Source organism: Methylobacterium sp. Gmos3, assembly GCF_056430985.1.
Genome location: NZ_JBWJYL010000008.1, coordinates 245,455 through 262,517 on the forward strand (window position 1 = coordinate 245,455; position 17,063 = coordinate 262,517).

The 17,063-nt window shown below is 69.8% G+C and carries 22 protein-coding genes; 11 read left to right on the forward strand and 11 right to left on the reverse strand.

Annotated features, from left to right (window positions below):
• Positions 1-19: 19 nt before the first annotated feature.
• Genes ACS5Q7_RS18380 through ACS5Q7_RS18390 form a run of 3 tightly spaced genes read right to left on the reverse strand, consistent with a single transcriptional unit; the run spans position 20 to position 2,559 of the window.
• Positions 20-778: an ABC transporter ATP-binding protein gene (locus ACS5Q7_RS18380; protein WP_478340707.1), complete on the reverse strand. Its 759-nt coding sequence runs from the start codon at positions 776-778 to the stop codon at positions 20-22.
• Positions 766-1,506 carry an ABC transporter permease gene (locus ACS5Q7_RS18385; RefSeq protein ID WP_478340708.1) on the reverse strand — a complete coding sequence of 247 codons (741 nt, stop codon included), beginning with the start codon at positions 1,504-1,506 and terminating at the stop codon, positions 766-768. Before ACS5Q7_RS18385 ends, ACS5Q7_RS18380 begins: the two co-directional genes overlap by 13 nt.
• Before the next feature lie 12 nt (positions 1,507-1,518).
• On the reverse strand, positions 1,519-2,559 hold the full coding sequence (locus ACS5Q7_RS18390) for an ABC transporter substrate-binding protein (RefSeq protein WP_478340709.1): 1,041 nt from the start codon (positions 2,557-2,559) through the stop codon (positions 1,519-1,521).
• Positions 2,560-2,888: 329 nt separating this feature from the next.
• Here ACS5Q7_RS18390 and ACS5Q7_RS18395 point away from each other — a divergent pair, with 329 nt between their 5' ends.
• The 4 genes from ACS5Q7_RS18395 to ACS5Q7_RS18410 all read left to right on the forward strand — a co-directional run bounded on the left by ACS5Q7_RS18395 (position 2,889) and on the right by ACS5Q7_RS18410 (position 5,258).
• Positions 2,889-3,584, forward strand: a complete 696-nt coding sequence (locus ACS5Q7_RS18395) for a hypothetical protein (protein ID WP_478340710.1) — start codon at positions 2,889-2,891, stop codon at positions 3,582-3,584.
• Between the two features lie 134 nt (positions 3,585-3,718).
• On the forward strand, positions 3,719-4,315 hold the full coding sequence (locus ACS5Q7_RS18400; protein ID WP_478340711.1) for a ribosome hibernation promotion factor: 597 nt from the start codon (positions 3,719-3,721) through the stop codon (positions 4,313-4,315).
• Between the two features lie 143 nt (positions 4,316-4,458).
• Complete coding sequence (gene ptsN, locus ACS5Q7_RS18405) at positions 4,459-4,926, forward strand: PTS IIA-like nitrogen regulatory protein PtsN (RefSeq protein ID WP_478340712.1); 468 nt, start codon at positions 4,459-4,461, stop codon at positions 4,924-4,926.
• Positions 4,927-4,976: 50 nt separating this feature from the next.
• Positions 4,977-5,258, forward strand: coding sequence for a hypothetical protein (locus ACS5Q7_RS18410; RefSeq protein ID WP_478340832.1), 282 nt, complete (start codon positions 4,977-4,979; stop codon positions 5,256-5,258).
• A 62-nt stretch (positions 5,259-5,320) separates the two neighbouring features.
• Here the strand turns inward: ACS5Q7_RS18410 and ACS5Q7_RS18415 are convergent, their stop codons facing one another.
• The 3 genes from ACS5Q7_RS18415 to ftsE form a co-directional block, all read right to left on the reverse strand.
• Positions 5,321-6,118, reverse strand: a complete 798-nt coding sequence (locus ACS5Q7_RS18415; RefSeq protein ID WP_478340713.1) for a YdcF family protein — start codon at positions 6,116-6,118, stop codon at positions 5,321-5,323.
• Positions 6,119-6,272: 154 nt separating this feature from the next.
• Positions 6,273-7,235, reverse strand: coding sequence for a cell division protein FtsX (locus tag ACS5Q7_RS18420; protein WP_478340714.1), 963 nt, complete (start codon positions 7,233-7,235; stop codon positions 6,273-6,275).
• A complete protein-coding gene (gene ftsE, locus ACS5Q7_RS18425; RefSeq protein ID WP_243951864.1) occupies positions 7,232-7,924 on the reverse strand; it encodes a cell division ATP-binding protein FtsE in 693 nt (230 codons plus the stop codon). Before ftsE ends, ACS5Q7_RS18420 begins: the two co-directional genes overlap by 4 nt.
• Before the next feature lie 201 nt (positions 7,925-8,125).
• Between ftsE and ACS5Q7_RS18430 the strand changes: the two genes are divergently transcribed.
• The 7 genes from ACS5Q7_RS18430 (at position 8,126) to ACS5Q7_RS18460 (ending at position 13,584) form a co-directional block, all read left to right on the forward strand.
• Positions 8,126-8,902, forward strand: coding sequence for a zinc-ribbon domain-containing protein (locus ACS5Q7_RS18430; protein ID WP_478340715.1), 777 nt, complete (start codon positions 8,126-8,128; stop codon positions 8,900-8,902).
• Positions 8,903-9,006: 104 nt separating this feature from the next.
• Positions 9,007-9,192: a twin transmembrane helix small protein gene (locus ACS5Q7_RS18435; RefSeq protein ID WP_243929391.1), complete on the forward strand. Its 186-nt coding sequence runs from the start codon at positions 9,007-9,009 to the stop codon at positions 9,190-9,192.
• 129 nt (positions 9,193-9,321) lie between these two features.
• Complete coding sequence (locus ACS5Q7_RS18440; RefSeq protein WP_478340716.1) at positions 9,322-9,954, forward strand: acyloxyacyl hydrolase; 633 nt, start codon at positions 9,322-9,324, stop codon at positions 9,952-9,954.
• A gap of 42 nt (positions 9,955-9,996) precedes the next feature.
• Positions 9,997-10,569, forward strand: a complete 573-nt coding sequence (locus ACS5Q7_RS18445; protein WP_478340717.1) for a cob(I)yrinic acid a,c-diamide adenosyltransferase — start codon at positions 9,997-9,999, stop codon at positions 10,567-10,569.
• A 167-nt stretch (positions 10,570-10,736) separates the two neighbouring features.
• Positions 10,737-11,486 carry an electron transfer flavoprotein subunit beta/FixA family protein gene (locus ACS5Q7_RS18450; RefSeq protein ID WP_478340718.1) on the forward strand — a complete coding sequence of 250 codons (750 nt, stop codon included), beginning with the start codon at positions 10,737-10,739 and terminating at the stop codon, positions 11,484-11,486.
• Positions 11,487-11,559: 73 nt separating this feature from the next.
• A complete protein-coding gene (locus tag ACS5Q7_RS18455; protein WP_478340719.1) occupies positions 11,560-12,504 on the forward strand; it encodes an electron transfer flavoprotein subunit alpha/FixB family protein in 945 nt (314 codons plus the stop codon).
• 198 nt (positions 12,505-12,702) lie between these two features.
• Positions 12,703-13,584 (forward strand): 3-hydroxybutyryl-CoA dehydrogenase, encoded by an 882-nt coding sequence (locus ACS5Q7_RS18460; protein WP_478340720.1) that lies wholly within the window; start codon positions 12,703-12,705, stop codon positions 13,582-13,584.
• Positions 13,585-13,591: 7 nt separating this feature from the next.
• On the opposite strand, the gene ACS5Q7_RS18465 is transcribed toward ACS5Q7_RS18460, so the two are convergent.
• From ACS5Q7_RS18465 to ACS5Q7_RS18485, 5 genes are all read right to left on the reverse strand, one after another.
• A complete protein-coding gene (locus ACS5Q7_RS18465) occupies positions 13,592-13,894 on the reverse strand; it encodes a hypothetical protein (RefSeq protein WP_478340721.1) in 303 nt (100 codons plus the stop codon).
• A 108-nt stretch (positions 13,895-14,002) separates the two neighbouring features.
• Complete coding sequence (locus tag ACS5Q7_RS18470; protein ID WP_478340722.1) at positions 14,003-15,016, reverse strand: NAD(P)H-quinone oxidoreductase; 1,014 nt, start codon at positions 15,014-15,016, stop codon at positions 14,003-14,005.
• Positions 15,017-15,079: 63 nt separating this feature from the next.
• Entirely contained in the window at positions 15,080-15,715 is a 636-nt protein-coding gene (gene upp / locus ACS5Q7_RS18475; RefSeq protein WP_478340723.1) for a uracil phosphoribosyltransferase, read from the reverse strand.
• Positions 15,716-15,850: 135 nt separating this feature from the next.
• Complete coding sequence (locus ACS5Q7_RS18480) at positions 15,851-16,321, reverse strand: DUF2852 domain-containing protein (RefSeq protein WP_478340724.1); 471 nt, start codon at positions 16,319-16,321, stop codon at positions 15,851-15,853.
• 81 nt (positions 16,322-16,402) lie between these two features.
• Positions 16,403-17,023, reverse strand: a complete 621-nt coding sequence (locus ACS5Q7_RS18485; protein WP_478340725.1) for a TetR/AcrR family transcriptional regulator — start codon at positions 17,021-17,023, stop codon at positions 16,403-16,405.
• Positions 17,024-17,063: the final 40 nt, after the last annotated feature.

Sequence of the window (17,063 nt, forward strand, 5' to 3'; positions counted from 1 at the left end):
TGAATGGTTCGGCGAAGAGTCAGGCCGCGATCCGGTCCGTCAGCAGGAGGTCGCCCCGGATCTGCTGCGCGAACTCCTGTAGCGCCGGCGCCGACCTGTCGCGCGGATGCGGCGCATCGATGAGGTGCGTGGCGCGTATCCGGCCCGGCGCCCCCGCCAGGACCACGACGCGATCCGCGAGGTAGACGGCCTCCTCGATGTCGTGGGTCACGAACAGCACCGTCTGGCCGGCGGCGCGGCACAGGCGGATCAGTTCGTCCTGCAACGACTCGCGGGTCAGGGCGTCGAGGGCCGAGAAGGGCTCGTCCATCAGAAGCACGTGTGGCTCGACGGCAAGAGCGCGGGCGAGCGCCACCCGCTGGCGCTGGCCGCCCGAGAGCTGGAACGTCCAACGGTGCCCGAGGTCGCCTAAGCCCACCCGGTTGAGGGCGGCTTGGGCCCGCGTCCGTCGTTCGGCCCGACCGATCCTGAGCTTTTCGAGGCCGAACGCGACGTTGTCGAGGATCCGCCGCCACGGCAGCAGGCGGGAATCCTGGAACACCAGCGCCACCGACCGCCGCCCCGGCTCCGGCGGACTGACCGTCACCGTGCCTTCGCTCGGGCGCACGAGGTCGGCGATGACCCGCAGCAGCGTCGACTTGCCGACACCCGAGGCGCCGACGATGGCCAGGAACTCGCCGGAGGCGATGTCGAGGTCGAGCCCTTCGAGCACCTTGGTGCGGGTGCCGTCGCGGGTGAAGGTGAGGGCGAGGCCCCGTATGCCGATCAGGCCCGCCATTGCAGAAGCCGCCCCTGAAGGAAGGTGAAGACGGCGTCCATCAGCCCGTACAGGAGCGCCATGGTCAGCATGTAAATGACGACGATGTCGGTCGCGAGGAGGGTCGAGGCCTGCATCATCCGCTGGCCGAGGCCGGGGACGCCGAAGATCTCGGCCGCCACGACCGCCATCCAGGCCTGCCCCAGGGCGGTGCGCACGCCGACGAGGATGCCGGGCATCGCCGCCGGCCACACCACCTTGATCAGCCGCTCGGGCGCCGAGCGGAAGCCGAACGCCTCGGCCAGTTCCAGCAGGTCGCGATCCACGCCCCGGATCGCGCCGTGGCTCGCGAAATAGACGATCCAGAACACGCCGATGGCGATGATGAACACCGCCGCCGCCGGGCTCACCCCGAACCAGATGATGGCGAACGGCACCCAGGCGAGGCCGGGCACCGGACGGAGCACCCGCACCACCCAGGCAGTCAGCCCCTCGGCTGTCCGGAACAGGCCCGTCACGGTGCCCGCCGCGATGCCGAGGCAGACGCCGATGCCGAGGCCGAGGACGTAGTGCCCGAGGCTTCCGCCGATGGCGGCGGCCCACTGGCCGGAATTCCATTCCCGCAGGAACGCCGCCGGCAGCACCGAAGGCGGCGGCAGGAAGGCGGGGTTCACGAGCCCCGTCAGCGGCACCGCCTCCCACAGGGCGAAGAAAGCGACGAGGCCGACGAGCGGAAGCAGGATTCTCACGCTGTCAGGACTTCACTTGGCCGCCACGGCGCGCTCGTAGAGGCGCGGCTCGAACAGGCCGTCGAGGGGCACGTCGCGGTCGAGGGCGCCGATCTTCACCTGATAGCGCTGCATGGCGGCGGTGGCCTCGACGATCGCGCGCGGGTCGGCGGAAAAGCGCGTCGCCGGGGAGGCGAGGGCGCGCTGGATCGTGGCGGAGTCGATCAGCCCCTTTCCGAGCGCCCCCTCGATGGCGGGGGTGACGCGGGCGGGATCGCGGCCGATCAGATCGATGGCGCGGACGATCGCCGTGACGATCGCCTGGGCGGCGTCGGGCTCCCTGTCGAGGAACGCCTTGGTGAAGGCGACCACGGTGCCCGGCTGGTTCGGGAACATCTCGCCGCCGAGCGCCAGCAGCCGGATCGCCGGGTTGCGGCCGGTCACGATCGAGACGGCCGGCTCGCGCAGGGTGCCGCCATCGACGGCACCGGCCAGGATCGCCTGCTGGGTGGCGTCGATCCCCATCGAGACGATGGTGACGTCCTTCGGATCGGCCTTCGCGACCTCCCAGAGCCAATATTGCAGCGTCGTGTTCGGCACCGAGCCCAGCGGCTGCGTGGCGAGCCGGGCCGGAACGCCGGTGGCGGCGCGGAAGCGCTTGAACACCTCGGCGGGGGGAAGGCCCTTTTCGGCGTGCTGGGCCAGCTTGGGCGCGGCCACGAACACGTTCTCTTCCACGGCGGTCGAGGCGACGACCTTGATGTCGAGGCCCCGCGACCGCGCGACGACCAGGGGCGCCACGCCCGCGACGTAGACGTCGAGGGTGCCGGAGGCGAGCGCCTGGATCGCATTCGGGCCGGATTCGAAGGTGGTCACGGCGGGCGTGAGCCCGGCCTCCTTCAGCCAGCCCTCCTTCTCCGCGACGTAGATCGGCGCGGCGGCGAGGATCGGGATCAGCCCGACCTTCACGGTGAGCGGCGTCGTGCGGCCCTGCGCGAGGGAGCGGCCCGGACGCGTGAGGGCGCTCGCTCCGAGAAGCGAACCGGCGGTCAGGATGCGACGTCTCGTGAACATGATGGCGGCCGGCGAGAGGTGTCAGACGAAGGCGGGAGGGGCGACCCGCCGGAGGGCGGAAGCGGAGAACCGCGCGGCGAGCCCCACCGGGCACGCGCGGATCGGCTCCCTGGCGAGGGGCGCGGACCTCCATAGATTGTGATCCGGCCGCTTCTTCAAGCGGTCGCCGGGGCGAAAACGGTCATTATCAACCGTCGCTTCGGGGCGGATGGCGATGGGATCGCGGCGCGAACCACAGCAACGTCACGCATTCGTCGCCGCCGCACTCGACATCGCGCGGGCGGCGTGATGTCTGCCTTTCCCATGCTGTCTTCTCCAGGGATGGGGCGGTGCTGACCGAAGCGCAGCGGCAGGCGCTCGTGGCGCTGGCGGAATGCTTTGCCGAAGACGGCATCCTCGTCGATGCCCTGAACATTCGCGCCGCCCTGGCCGCCGCCAATGACGCCGAGTTCCGCGCCACCTCGGCCGAGGCGGATGTCATTCGGCTGCGATCCCAGCTCGAGGATGCCCGTCAGCGGGTCTCGGCCCTCGAAGCCGCCGCCCTGGCCGGCGGCTGGAAGCAGCGCGCGGAGGAGGCCGAGGGCGAGATCGAGCGCCTGAAGCGCGAGCGCAACGAGGCGCGGGCCACCGCTCAGGGCATTCTGGCGTCGCTGAAGGAGCAGGGTGAGGCCGCCGACGCCGCCGAGGCCGCCGCCGCCAGCCTGACGGATCGTGTCGACGAACTGGAACGGGCGTTGCGCGAAGCGGTCTCGGCCATGCGCGGGTGCGTCGCCCTCACGGCCGCGCACGCCGCCGGGCGCCAGGCCCGGAACGATGCCTCAGCGGACGACGCCGAAAATCCGGCTGCGCAGGAAGCCGAAGACGCTGTAGCAGGCGATGAGGCAACCGACGCTCATCGCGCCGAGGCAGCTGATGGTCCGCACGGGTTCGCCGCGCGCCAGGACGATGGCGATCGTGAGGGGTATGACGGCGAAGACGAACAGAGCGGTCATCGTGAAGTCCCATCCGGCTGGCGAGGACCGTAGGTTCGGAATGGTTAACGGATCGCAACCTCCGCCCCCCACCGCCGCTATGCCGGCTCATGAAAGCGGCCGGGCTCCGTTGACTCGCGCGAAATCGGGTCTCTAATTCCCCCGTCCACATAGAAACAGGAGGGAGCATGAGGTCTCTGCGCGTCACCGGCCACGGAGTGGATCTCGGTGAGAGCCTGCGCACCCGGGTGGAGGAACGGATGGCGGCGACGCTCTCCAAGTATCTCGATACCCACATGCAGGATGGCTGCACCGGACACGTCACCCTCCGCCGCGACGGGAGCGCGTACCGAACGGATTGCGTGCTGCATCTCGTCTCCGGCCTCACGATGGAGGCGGTGGGCGCCGCACACGATCCGAGGGCGAGCTTCGAGCAGACCGCCGACCGGCTGGAGACGCGCCTTCGCCGCTACAAGCACCGGCTGAAGGAACATGCCAGCGCCGCCCGGGACGGTTCCGCGATGGAAGCCGCCTACGCCGTCCTCGCCCCGCCGGACGAGGAGGATTCCGAGCCGGAGGAGGAGGGCGACGCCCATCCGCCGATCGTCGCCGAGAGCACCAAGACCCTTCAGCGCCACACCGTCGGCGAGGCGGTGACCGCCCTCGACATGACAGGATCACCCGTCGTTGTCTTCGTCCACGCTGGCACCGGGCGCGTCAACATCGTATATCGGCGAAGCGACGGGGCGATCGGCTGGGTCGATCCTCCGGCGGGCGGCGCCTGACTCATACCGGGCGCGCGCGGAACAGAGCCGGAACCGTCCACGATGTCCGACCATTGGACAGGGGCGTTTCCATCTCAGGGCGGGTACGGCGATCTTGAGGGGGCCGGCTCCCCGGGGGAGCTAGGCGGGGCAACGGTCGTTCCATGCCACTTCTCGAGTTTCTGGCCCCCGATGCGGTGGTCTGCTCGCTGCGCGCCCGCTCGAAGAAGCAGGTGCTGCAAGATCTCTCGGCCCAGTCCGTGCGGCATCTGCCGATGCTCGCGGACAGGGCCGTCTTCGAGACGCTGCTTCAGCGCGAACGCCTCGGCTCGACCGGGATCGGGGAGGGCGTGGCCATCCCCCACGGCAAGCTCGCGGGGCTCGACAGGCTGTTCGGCCTGTTCGCCCGCTTCGACCGGCCGGTGGATTTCGAAGCGCTCGACGGCGAACCCGTCGATATCGCCTTCCTGCTCCTCGCCCCGGAAGGAGCGGGGGCCGATCACCTCAAGGCCTTGGCGCAGGTGGCGCGCGTCCTGCGTGAGCCGGGGATGCTCGCCAGCATCCGGGCCGCCCGCGACGAGGCGGCCCTGTTCGCGCTGCTGACCCGCAACGCCGCGTCCCGGGCTGCCTGATGCCACTTCGACGTTCGCTGGCGACCCTCGCCGCCCTCGGCCTCGTCGCGATGCCGGCCCTCGCGCAGGGCGGCGATTCCACCTGCGCGCGCGATGTGGTGGTGGCGCAATCGATGCAGCGCCAAGCCATCGACCAGTTGGAGCAGGCCGACATCAACGACACGGCCAAGAGCTGCCGGGTCTGGCGCCGGCACGTCGATACGATGCGTCGGGTGGCCGCCGTCTATGGCCGCTGCCTCTCCGGCACGGAGCGGAACACGGGGCTCGCCCAGGTCCAGGGCTCCGAGAAGGAATTCGCCGAGGCGATCCGCGACCGTTGCAAGGGCCTGTAACGGCGCTCACACTCGCGCTGACGGCGGTGGGATCGCGCCGGACTGTCCGGCCGAAAGCGGTATCAGTCGAGGCTGCGCATCAGCGGCTCGGCGACCATCTTCACGGGCTTGCGCCGGCCGAGCACCACGGCCACCCGCGAGCGCTCCGGGTCCTGCTCGAAGCGGGTGCGCAGCCAGCTCACGAGAAACTTCACGTATTCCGACGCCAGCAAGCGGGCGGCCGGCGGATGGCGCCACCACGAATCGGCATCGAACCCTTCCGTCACCACCGGGTGCGGGACGATCCGCTCGCTCTCCTGCAAGGCATGATCGAGTTCCACCAGCGTGCGTGGCATGTGGTAGTTCGACGTGACCACGGCCACGGTGCTGAAATGGTGCGTGCGCATCCAGCGGCGCGTCTCGATGGCGTTGCCGATCGTGTTGCGCGCCCGGTAATCGAGGTCGACGCAGCAGGCGATGAGCTGCCGCTGCGTCGGGTTGAGCCGGGCGATCTCCTCGCGGCTCGTCCGCTCGTTCACTCCGGTGATGAGAAGGCGCCGGCCATAGCCGGCCGCCAGAAGATCGATGGCATCGCCGATCCGCTGCGCGCCGCCGGTCAGGGCGACGATCCCGTCGGTTCGGCCCTCGGGCGTCCGTTCCTGGCGGGCGAGGTGGGAGACGAAGGCGAAGAAGCCCGCGACGAAGGCGACGAAGCACAGTCCGGCCGCGGCGGCGCCGCACTGCAGGGCCAACTCCCGGTTCGTCCTGCCCGGCAACCTGCCGGACCCGTCGCCCATCCCCTTGGCCGGGGAGGCGGGCGCCTGCTCGTTCCAGACCCAGCCGATGGCATCGGTCGCGAGAGAGACGGGAGCGCGCGTCATCCGCGTGTTCATCCTCCGGAGCCTAGCGCCGATTACGGCGACGTGGAGGCAGCCATCCCGGCTGCCCACAGATCACTCTCCCAACTGGTTGCCAAACTCTTAAGAAACGGCGGCGGTTCGCAAGTAGAGGTAGCCCATGTGCGGTCCGTCGCAATCAGGCGAGGTATCTCCGCACCGTAATGCGCGAGACGGCACCCGTGACGAGGGAAGCGATTCCCCCGATCAGGGCGATGCTGAAATAGCCGCGCCAGCCGATCTGGAAGGCACCGAACAGCGCCTCGATCTCCTGGCCAGCCGGGCCGGACGACGCCGAACCGGTGATGAATCCGGCGATGAGGAAGGCGAGGATGGCGCAGGCGGCGCCGATGCCGCCGCCCCGCAGGCCGAGTCCGAAGAAGCGGGCCTGGAAGGCGCGGGCGATGTAATCGTCCCCCGCGCCGACGAAGTGCAGCACTTCCACCACCTCCTTGTTTCCGGCCATGGCGCCGCGCGTCGCGAAGGTGACCGCGAGGCCGGTGGCCACCAGCACCAGCACCACCAAGCCGACGCCCGCCCCGACGAAGGCGTTGGCGGCCGTCGAGAGGCGCTGCAGCCAGAGCGCGTGGTCGTCGAGGCTCGCGACGCCGGGCAACGCGTCGGTCAGCTTGGTCCGAAGGCGGCCGAGATCGGCGCGGTCTCCCGACATCTTGAGGGCGATGAGACGCGGCACGGGCAGATCGGTGAGATCGAGGCCGGACCCGAGCCAGGGTTCGAGCAGCCGTTCCGACTCGGATTTCGAGAAGATGCGCGTCTGCGCGATGCCCGGCTCCTCCCGCGCGAGCGCTTCCGCCTTGGCGACGTCGGCATCGACATCCCGCCCGGGGCCGGGTCGGACCTGGATCGTCACTTCCTGCGCGACGCTGGTCTGCCACTGGCCGGCATTGGCGGCCACCATCTCGGCGGCGCCCGCGCAGAGTCCGGCCAGGAAGGTGAGGATGGCGATCACCGCCGCCAGCGAGCGCCCGGCGGCGGTGTCCGTCGGGACGAGGGGCGCGTTGCGCCGGAGGTTGGCGGGAAGGGTCGGATCCACTGGAAACGCTGCCGCTGCGCGCGCTCGGGCCTTGGCCGTGATGCTCATTCCTCGATCCGCAGCCGCCCGGCGTTCAGCACCATGCGGCGGGCGTTCACGGCATCCATGATGCCGAAATCGTGGGTGGCGATGATCACGGAGGTGCCGAGCTTGTTGAGTTCGAGGAAGAGTCGCAGGAGCCGCCGCCCGAGGGCGGGGTCGACGTTGCCGGTAGGCTCGTCGGCGAGCAGCAGGTCGGGCCGGGCGATGAGCGCGCGGGCGATGGCAGCGCGCTGCTTTTCTCCGCCGGAGAGGAGGGGAGGGAGCGCATGCATCCGCTCGCCGAGCCCGACCCAACGGAGCAATTCCACCACCTCGGCGCGGTAGCTCGTCTCGGAGCGACCCTGCACCCGCAGGGGGAGGGCCACGTTCTCGTAGGTGGTGAGGTGGTCGAGCAGGCGGAAATCCTGGAACACCACGCCCATCCGCCGCCGGAGCAGGGTGAGCTTCTCGCTGGAGATGCCCGAGACTTCCTCGCCGAAGATCGACACGGTCCCGCGCGTCGGCCGGACGGAGAGCAGGATCAGCCGCAGGAGCGTCGTCTTGCCCGCGCCCGAGGGGCCGGTGAGGAACTGGAACGAATGCGGCGCGATGCGGAAGCTCACATCGGAGAGCACCTCCGGCCCGAGGCCGTAGCGCATCCCGACATGCTCGAACTGCACCACGGGCCGTTCGGCACCCGGCAGCAGGCTCTTCATGGTTGCCTGAACGTTCAACGCCGTCCCGCCGCTGGCCCGAAGGCTGGTTCACGATAACGCCGGCGGGCCGCGCCGCGCGGAGGCGGAGCGCGGCCCGCCGCTTCACGCGAGGTTAACCCCGTTCGGGCACCATTTCTCAAGAGTTTTTCTGCCGTTCGGTCCACTCGCCTGGCCTGACCGGCCGCGTCGAGTCAGCCGCCGATGTTGATCACCTGCCCGACCTGCGCCAGCAGTTACCGCATCGATGCGGCGAAGATCGGGCCGGAGGGCCGGTCCGTCCGCTGCGCCGCCTGCCGGGAGACGTGGTTCCTCACCCCCGACGCCGCCGTCGAGGAGCCGCAGGAGCCGGCCCCCGACGCGCAGGCCGATCCGGTGGCGGATGCCGCCTGGGCCGAGGCCGCCGCCGCGATCCGCGACGAAGCGGAACCCGACGCGGCTCCGGCCGAGGAGCCGCCGCCGCGCAAGCGCAAGCCCGTGGCGAAGAAAGCCAAGCCGAAGCGTCGCCCTCTGCCCGCTGCCGGCGCCTTCCTGTCGGCCCCCATGATCTGCGGGCTCGGCCTGCTCGCGGCCGTTCCGATGGCCTGCCTGGCCCGCACCACGGTGGTGGGTCTCGTCCCCCAGACGGCATCGCTCTTCGCCACCATCGGCCTGCCGGTGAACCGGCGGGGGCTGGAGATCCGCAACGTCGTGGCCTTCCAGAACCCGGCCGGCGAGGACCGCTCCGCCGAACTCGTGATCGAGGGCGATCTCGTCGGGGTCGGCGGGGCCGGCGTTCCGGTGCCCGGCCTGCGGATCGAGATCAGCGACGCCGCCGGCAAGCCGCTCAAGTCGTTTCCCGCCCCGGCGCCGCGTGCGAGCCTCGGCACCGGAGAGGCGGCGCGGTTCCGGGCGAAGCTCACCGACCCTCCGGCGCAGGGCCGCTCGGTCGTGCTGGTTTTCGCGGACGCGTCGGCTCCGGAGAGCAAGGCGGCCCGCTGAGCCGCGACACTCGGCGTCGCGGACCGGGCTGCGCGGCAACGCCGTGCCGGCTATAGGTGCGGTTGCGCCCCGCGATGGGGCCGCGCCGACCGGGATCCGCCGCGATGTCGTCCAATACCCTCGTCCTCGTCGCCTGCCTCGCCGTGGCGGTGGTCCTGGCCCTCGGCCTCGCCAACATGATGCGCGGCGGCAGCGCCAGCGTATCCCAGCGGCTGATGCGCCTGCGCGTCCTCCTGCAATTCGTCGCCATCGTCCTGATCATGGGCGTCGTGTGGTGGCGCTCCGCCTGAGGCGAGTGTGACCCTGGCGCCGCAGCGTCGGGGTTTTGCCGGCGGAACCGGATGAAACCGGGCTCAACGGCCGAGCTCCGTGGTAGGGTCGGCAAACGTTTCGACCCCCGCTACGTCCGCCGAGCCCGCATGACCGCCACCCTTCGCGCCCTCCTTGCCGGCCTTCTCACGGCCACGGCCCTGGTGCCGGCCTCCGCTGCGGATCTCGGCGCCGCGCCGGCCCCGGCCTACTACGCCGCCCCGGCACAGCCCTTGAGCTTCGTGTCCGAGCTGCGCATCGGCGGCGCGGTGCAGGACCCCGGCAGCGCCGAGGGCAAGGCGCGCGGCTTCTCCAAGGAAAACATCAACGGCGAAATCCTGTTCGCCAAGCCGGTGATCTTCCAGGATCCCTTCTGGCAGGCGTTCATCCCGCGCCCGACCGTCGGCGGCAGCTACAACACCGGCGGTCGCACCAGCTACGCCTATCTCGGCGCCACCTGGACCGTCGAAGTGTTCCCGGAGACGCTGGGCCGCAAGATCTTCATCGACGGCTTCTTCGGCGGCGCCGCCCATAACGGCTACACCGGCCCGAAGGTCCTGACGCCCTACGGCTTCAACACCCTGGGCTGCTCGCCGCTCTTCCGTGAGGCCGCCGCGCTCGGCTATCGCCTGACGGAACATTGGAGCATCATGGCCACGGTCGAGCACATGTCGAACGCCGGTCTCTGCGCCAACAACCGCGGCCTGACGAATTACGGCGGCAAGATCGGTTACACGTTCTAAGCGCCCAGAGCCGGTTCGGCGGGGACGCGCGGGAGCCTTCCCTTGGTCAAGCTGAATCGGATCTACACCCGTACCGGTGACAACGGCACCACGGCCCTGGCCGATGGGCAGCGCCGGTCGAAGGCCGACCTCCGCGTCGAGACCTACGGCACGGTGGACGAGACCAATTCCTGCATCGGCCTCGCCCGCCTGCACGCCGACGAGCACCTCGACCGGATGCTCGGCGCCGTCCAGAATGACCTGTTCGACCTCGGCGCCGACCTCGCCACGCCCGAGGGGCCGGAGCCGCTGCCCTACGAACCCCTGCGGATCATCGCGTCCCAGGTCGAGCGGCTGGAGCGCGACATCGACGCGCTGAACGCGACCATCCCGCCGATCAAGTCCTTCGTGCTGCCGGGGGGCTCGCCCTGCGCGGCCTATCTCCACCTCGCCCGCACGGTGTGCCGCCGGGCCGAACGCCTCGCGGTCCATCTCGCCGCCGTCGAGGGCGAGGTCGTCTCCCCGGAGGCCATCCAGTACCTCAACCGCCTGTCGGACTTCCTCTTCGTCGCGAGCCGCGCCGCGAACCGCGACGGCGCCGACGACGTGCTCTGGGTGCCGGGCGCCAACCGCTGACTCGGCTTGCGGCCCTTTGCGGCGGCCTCACAGCCCTGCGTTGACAAGGCAGAAATGTGGCCGCTACGGTCCCGCCGCCATTCGCGGGGGGCCGTCACGCGCGCGCGATCCGCGCCGGACCGTCTACCCCGCGACCAAGGATAACAGCGGGAAGGATCGAGTCCGCCATGAAGGTTCTGGTGCCCGTCAAGCGGGTCGTCGACTACAACGTGAAGATCCGCGTGAAGGCGGATGGGTCGGGCGTCGAGCTCGCCAACGTGAAGATGTCGATGAACCCCTTCGATGAAATCGCCGTGGAAGAGGCGATCCGCCTGAAGGAAAAGGGCAAGGCGACCGAGATCGTCGCGGTGTCGATCGGCCCGCAGCAGGCGCAGGAGACCCTGCGCACCGCCCTCGCCATGGGCGCCGACCGCGCCATCCTCGTGAAGACCGACGTGAATTGCGAGCCGCTGGCCGTCGCCAAGCTGCTGAAGGGCGTCGTCGAGAAGGAGAGCCCGCAGCTCGTCATCCTCGGCAAGCAGGCCATCGACGACGACTCGAACCAGACCGGCCAGATGCTCGCCGCGCTGCTCGGCTGGCCGCAGGGCACCTTCGCCTTCAAGGTGGAGATGGGCGAGGGCACGCTCGACGTGACCCGCGAGGTCGATGGCGGGCTGCAGACCGTGTCGCTCCAGATGCCGGCCATCGTCACGACGGACCTGCGCCTCAACGAGCCGCGCTACGCCTCGCTGCCCAACATCATGAAGGCGAAGAAGAAGCCGCTGGACGAGTCGAGCCCCGAGGCGCTCGGCGTCGACGTCACCCCGAAGCTGACCGTGCTGAAGACCGCCGAGCCCCCGGGCCGTTCGGCCGGCGTGAAGGTCGCCTCGCCGGCCGAGCTGGTCCAGAAGCTGAAGGTCGAGGCCGGCGTCATCTGACGCGTCCACCCCGCATGGCCGCGCTCCCGCTGGTCGGTCGAGCGCGGCTCCCTCGCAATCGGGATACCCGCACATGACAACGCTCCTCTACGTCGAGCACGCCAACGGTCAGATCAAGGATGGGACGCTGAAGGCGCTCACCGCTGCCAACCAGATGGGCGCGCCGGTGCATGCCCTGGTGGCCGGCGGCAACGCCAAGGCGGCGGCCGAGGCGGCCGCCAAGCTGGAAGGCGTCGAGAAGGTGCTTCTCGCCGAAGATGCCGCCTACGACCACGACCTCGCCGAGCCCGTCTCGGCGCTGATCGAGTCGGTCGCGGGCGCCTACGACGCGATCATCGCGTCGGCCTCCACCACGGGCAAGAACGTGCTGCCGCGCGTGGCGGCCCGCCTCGACGTCGCGCAGGTCTCGGACATCATCAAGGTCGTCTCGCCCGACACGTTCGAGCGGCCGATCTACGCGGGCAACGCGATTCAGACCGTTCAGGCGCCCGGCCCGAAGCGGGTCATCACCGTGCGCACGGCGGCCTTCAAGGCGGCGGGCGAGGGCGGTTCGGCCGGCACGGTGGAGCCGGTCTCGGCTGCGGCCGGCGCCTCGGGCTCGACCTTCAAGGGCGAGGAGATCGCCAAGTCGGACCGGCCGGAGCTGGCCTCGGCGCGGATCATCGTCTCGGGCGGTCGCTCCCTCGGCTCGGCCGACAAGTTCCACGAGCTGATCGAGCCCCTGGCCGATTCCCTCGGCGCTGCTGTCGGCGCCTCGCGCGCGGCGGTCGATGCGGGCTACGCCCCGAACGACTGGCAGGTCGGCCAGACCGGCAAGGTGGTGGCGCCGGATCTCTATGTCGCCGTGGGCATCTCGGGCGCGATCCAGCACCTCGCCGGCATGAAGGATTCGAAGGTCATCGTCGCCATCAACAAGGACGAGGACGCGCCGATCTTCCAGGTGGCGGATTACGGCCTCGTGGGCGACCTGTTCCAGATCGTGCCGGAGTTCCAGTCCGAGATCGCCAAGGCCAAGTGAGCCGCGCGAGGCCCGCGCACGCCGCCGAGGCGACGCGCGGGCCGGAATATTGCAGTGCACGCCTTGCTTGGGTTCCGTCATCCCTTGCGATTGGTCTAGAAAGCTGAGACGGCACTGAGTTCACCATGCCACCTCGCGGTCTCGGCCGAGCCGCAGGCCGGCGGCGGGGCGGGCACGGAGCGAGGGCAAGGGCTTCACATGGGCATCGAGATCAAGCGCGTCGGCATCATCGGCGCGGGCCAGATGGGCAGCGGCATCGCGCAGGTCTGCGCCGTCGCGGGTCTCGACGTGTACCTGAACGATCGCGACCCGACGCGGCTCGCCAACGGCATGGACACGATCGAGAAGGGCTATGCCCGTCTCGTGTCGAAGGGCGCTCTGGAAGAAAACGACAGCCACGCCGCCCGCGAGCGGATCAAGGCGGTCGGCAGCTTCGCGGAACTGGCACCCTGCGATCTCGTGATCGAGGCCGCCACCGAGAACGAAGCGACCAAGCGGGACATCTTCACCAATCTCTGCCCGGTGCTGAGCCCCGAGGCGATGGTGGCGACCAACACCTCGTCCATCTCGATCACCCGCCTCGCGGCCTCGACCGACCGGCCCGAGCGGTTCATCGGCATCCATTTCATGAACCCGGTGCCGGTCATGCAGCTCGTGGAGCTGATCCGGGGCATCGCCACCGAGGACCAGACCTACGAATCGGCCAAGGGCTTCATCGCCAAGCTCGGCAAGACGGCGACGATGTCGGAGGATTTCCCGGCCTTCATCGTCAACCGCATCCTGCTGCCGATGATCAACGAGGCGATCTACACGCTGTACGAGGGAGTGGGTTCGGTCGAGTCGATCGACACGGCGATGAAGCTCGGTGCCAACCATCCGATGGGTCCGCTGCAACTGGCGGATTTCATCGGCCTCGATACCTGCCTCTCGGTGATGCAGGTCCTGTACGAGGGGCTGGCCGATTCGAAGTACCGGCCATGCCCGCTGTTGGTGAAGTACGTCGAAGCCGGCTGGCTGGGGCGCAAGACCAAGCGCGGCTTCTACGATTACCGGGGCGTGAACCCCGTCCCGACGCGCTGAGCGCGGCTTACTTCGGGGTGCCGCCGTTGGCGTTCTGCTGCGCCGGCTGCGGGTAGGACGGGTTGCCGCCGGGCACGGCCTTCGAGTTCGAGGTGGACGTGTTCGACGTGCCGTTCACCGAGCCGGTGATCTCCTTGCGGGAGGCATCCTGGCTCTGGGACGCGTAATCCTTCGGCGAGTTGGCCCCGTTCCACGTCAGGAGGCCGACCGTCGCCACCGCGAGCAGCACGAGGCTGCCCACGAGCACCCACAGGACGGACTTGCCGCGCTCGCCCTGACGGCCTTCCTGAGGCGTGAGTTTCTCGACCATCGACCATTCCTCGCTGACGTTACGCGACGCGCCGTTGAAGCGGCCGCAACACGATTGTGTTATCGGTCGCCAACGCGAGGGTAGGGTGGGGGTTCCGGTCGGGGCGCCTCAGCGGCCGGTGGTGAGCACGATCTTGCCGAGATGCGTGCTCGTTTCCATTAGCTCGTGCGCTTCGCGGGCGCGCTCCAGCGGGAAGGTGGCGTGCGTCACCGTGCGGATGCGCCCGCTGTCGAGATGGGGCCACACGTCCTTGCGCAGCCCGGCGGCGATGGCGGCCTTGTCCTCCTTCGAGCGCGGACGCAGCGTCGAGCCGGTGAAGGTCAAGCGGTTGCGCATGATCGGGGTGATGTTCAGCCCGTCGACCTTGTAGCCGCCCATCAGCGCGATCATCACGAGGCGGCCATCCTGCGCCAGCGACTTGAGGTTGCGCTGCAAGTAGCTCGCGCCGATCATGTCGAGGATCACGTCCACGCCGCGCTTGTCGGTGAGGCGCTGGATCTCCTCCGCGAAGTCGCTCTGCTTGTAGTCGATGGCGGCGCTGGCCCCGAGTTCCTCGCAGAACCGGCACTTCTCCGCCGAGCCGGCCGTGGCGAAGACCTTGGCACCGAACAGCTTCGCCATCTGGATCGCGGTGGCGCCAATGCCGCTGGAGCCGCCATGCACGAGGAAGGTCTCGCCCTCCGTCAGGCGCCCGCGCTGAATCACGTTGGAATAGACGGTGAAGAACGTCTCCGGCAGGCCGCCGGCATCGATCAGCGCAATGGCGGCGGGGCGCGGCAGGCAATGCCCGGCCTCGGCCACGGCATACTCGGCATAGCCGCCGCTGATCACCAGGGCGCAGACCTCATCGCCTTCGGAGAGCCCCTGCACACCCTCGCCGAGGGCGGCGATGCGGCCCGCGACTTCGAGGCCGGGAATCTCGGTGGCGCCGGGCGGCGGCGGGTAGCTGCCGGCGCGCTGTGCCACGTCCGGCCGGTTCACGCCCGCCGCGACAACCTCGATGAGCACCTGGCCCGGACCCGGCTTCGGCACCGGCGCCGTCTCGACGGCGATGACCTCCGGGCCGCCCGTCCCGTCGTAGCGGATCCGGCGCATCGTCTCGGGCAGGGTGGCGCTTCCCATCATCGGTCTCCGCTGGCTCGGTCGGGTTTATCTGCGCGCTGAATGGCGCCCGGCAAGGCCGGGTCAGCGCGTGCCATACATCCGGTCGCCGGCATCACCGAGGCCGGGGACGATGTAGCCATGCTCGTTGAGATGGCTGTCGATCGAGGCCGTCCAGACCGGCACGTCGGGATGCGCGGCGGCCAGACGGGCCAAGCCCTCGGGTGCCGCGAGGAGGCACACGAAGCGCAGATCGACGGCGCCGCGCGCCTTCAACCTATCGAGGGCGGCCACCGCCGAATTCGCCGTCGCCAGCATCGGATCGAGCACCAGAACGGTGCGGTCGGCGAGGTCGGACGGCGCCTTGAAGTAGTATTCGACCGCTTCCAGCGTGTCGGGGTCGCGATAGAGCCCGACATGGGCGACGCGGGCCGAGGGAAGGAGCGACAGCATCCCATCGAGAAAGCCGACGCCGGCCCGGAGGATCGGGGCGAGGACCAGCTTCTTGCCCTGGATCTGCCGGCCGGACATCGGGCCGACGGGCGTCTCGATATCGACGGATTCGAGGGGGAGATCGCGCGTCACCTCATAGGCGAGCAGCATGCCGATCTCGTTGAGCAGCCGGCGGAAGCCCTGCGTCGAGCGATCCTTGTCCCGCATCAGGGTGAGCTTGTGCTGCACCAGCGGGTGATCGACCACCGTGACTGCCCCGCTCGACATCGCCCCTCCCGTGCCGTGACGGGCGAGTCATGCCGGAGGGCCGGGCAGGGCGCAACGGCCGGGGCCGTCGGGACAAGGGGAAATCGAGCCGCCGCGCCCAGCCCGGTCAGGCAGGGCGCGGCCGGGTTGTCCTCCTTAGACCGTGCGCGGTCCATCCGTGCCGCCGGCCCGGCGCTGGGCCATGAAGGCATCGAACTGCTCGCGATCCTTGGCGCGCTTCAGTTCCTCCACGAAGGCAGCGAAGGCGCGGCTCTCTTCCTGGAGGGCGCGGCGCTGCGCTTCCAGCCGATCGAGTTCGGCGCGACGGTACTCGTCGAAGGCCGCGTTGCCGGTGCCGCGATTGGCGGCCTCGAAGGCGCGGGCGAAGCGAGAGGCAGGGCGGGTTGCGTCCCCGCTTCCGAAATTGCCGAAGTTCCGGCGGGCGGCGTCACGCATCTCGTTGACGGCCGGGTAGCCCGTCAGCTTCCACGCGAGCAACGCGAGGCCGACCGGCCACCAATACACAAAGCCAAGGACGATGGCACCGATCTCCAATGAGCGGCGAGGGAAGGGACCGGAGCGGCAGGCGCGGCCGGTGGCATAGGGAGGGGTCGAGGTCGTGTTCACGGGCAAGCTCCGCATATCATGTGAACGGAGTTAACATGCGGATCGCGGGAGGGCGTTTCAAGGGCCGCCGAATCGGCCGTCTCAATCGCGCCGGGCAGCACCGTGCACGAGGGCGAGGACGCCCGCGCGCAGCAATTCGTATTTGTCGGGGATGCCGGGACCGGTCGGCAATTGCCCGGCGGCCGAAAGGGTGGCGAGCCCATGGGCCAGCGCCCACACTTCCAGGGCGATGAAGCGCGGCGTTACCCCGCCGAACCCATCGGTGAAGGTCGCCTGCAAGGCCTCGACCAAAAGGTCGAAGGGGCTGGGGCGGCCCTCCGGCAGGGGCGCCGCGTGGATGCCGCGCGTCTCGAAGATCGCCGCGTAATAGGCGGGCTCCTCCTCTGCGAAGGCGAGGTAGACTTCGCCCATGCGGGTGAAGCGTTCGAGCGGGCTGCCGCGCGAGGTGAGGGCGCGGGCCAGCCGGCTCGCCAACTCGTTGAAGCCGCGCCCAGCCAGTTCCTCGAGGAGGGCTTCGCGGCCCCGGAAGTGGCGATACAGGGCGGCCGGCGTGACGCCGACAAGGCGCGCGGCCTCGACCAGAGTGAAGCCCCCGATGCCGCGCTCGGCGATGAATCGCCTCGCGGCTTCGACGAGAGCTTCCTTCAGGTTGCCGTGGTGATAGCTCCGCCGGTCGCCCGGCCCGTCCCGCCAGTGTCGCAAGACACCGATACTCCCACTCGATTCCCGGTCCTGGCCACAA

Coding starts and splice junctions, on each gene's coding strand:
- ACS5Q7_RS18380 (WP_478340707.1), bottom strand. CDS start 778: ATGGCGGGCCTGATCGGCATACGGGGCCTCGCCCTCACCTTCACCCGC.
- ACS5Q7_RS18390 (WP_478340709.1), bottom strand. CDS start 2,559: ATGTTCACGAGACGTCGCATCCTGACCGCCGGTTCGCTTCTCGGAGCG.
- ACS5Q7_RS18400 (WP_478340711.1), top strand. CDS start 3,719: ATGAGGTCTCTGCGCGTCACCGGCCACGGAGTGGATCTCGGTGAGAGC.
- ptsN (WP_478340712.1), top strand. CDS start 4,459: ATGCCACTTCTCGAGTTTCTGGCCCCCGATGCGGTGGTCTGCTCGCTG.
- ACS5Q7_RS18410 (WP_478340832.1), top strand. CDS start 4,977: ATGCCGGCCCTCGCGCAGGGCGGCGATTCCACCTGCGCGCGCGATGTG.
- ACS5Q7_RS18415 (WP_478340713.1), bottom strand. CDS start 6,118: ATGACGCGCGCTCCCGTCTCTCTCGCGACCGATGCCATCGGCTGGGTC.
- ACS5Q7_RS18420 (WP_478340714.1), bottom strand. CDS start 7,235: ATGAGCATCACGGCCAAGGCCCGAGCGCGCGCAGCGGCAGCGTTTCCA.
- ftsE (WP_243951864.1), bottom strand. CDS start 7,924: ATGAAGAGCCTGCTGCCGGGTGCCGAACGGCCCGTGGTGCAGTTCGAG.
- ACS5Q7_RS18430 (WP_478340715.1), top strand. CDS start 8,126: ATGTTGATCACCTGCCCGACCTGCGCCAGCAGTTACCGCATCGATGCG.
- ACS5Q7_RS18435 (WP_243929391.1), top strand. CDS start 9,007: ATGTCGTCCAATACCCTCGTCCTCGTCGCCTGCCTCGCCGTGGCGGTG.
- ACS5Q7_RS18440 (WP_478340716.1), top strand. CDS start 9,322: ATGACCGCCACCCTTCGCGCCCTCCTTGCCGGCCTTCTCACGGCCACG.
- ACS5Q7_RS18450 (WP_478340718.1), top strand. CDS start 10,737: ATGAAGGTTCTGGTGCCCGTCAAGCGGGTCGTCGACTACAACGTGAAG.
- ACS5Q7_RS18455 (WP_478340719.1), top strand. CDS start 11,560: ATGACAACGCTCCTCTACGTCGAGCACGCCAACGGTCAGATCAAGGAT.
- ACS5Q7_RS18460 (WP_478340720.1), top strand. CDS start 12,703: ATGGGCATCGAGATCAAGCGCGTCGGCATCATCGGCGCGGGCCAGATG.
- ACS5Q7_RS18465 (WP_478340721.1), bottom strand. CDS start 13,894: ATGGTCGAGAAACTCACGCCTCAGGAAGGCCGTCAGGGCGAGCGCGGC.
- ACS5Q7_RS18470 (WP_478340722.1), bottom strand. CDS start 15,016: ATGGGAAGCGCCACCCTGCCCGAGACGATGCGCCGGATCCGCTACGAC.
- upp (WP_478340723.1), bottom strand. CDS start 15,715: ATGTCGAGCGGGGCAGTCACGGTGGTCGATCACCCGCTGGTGCAGCAC.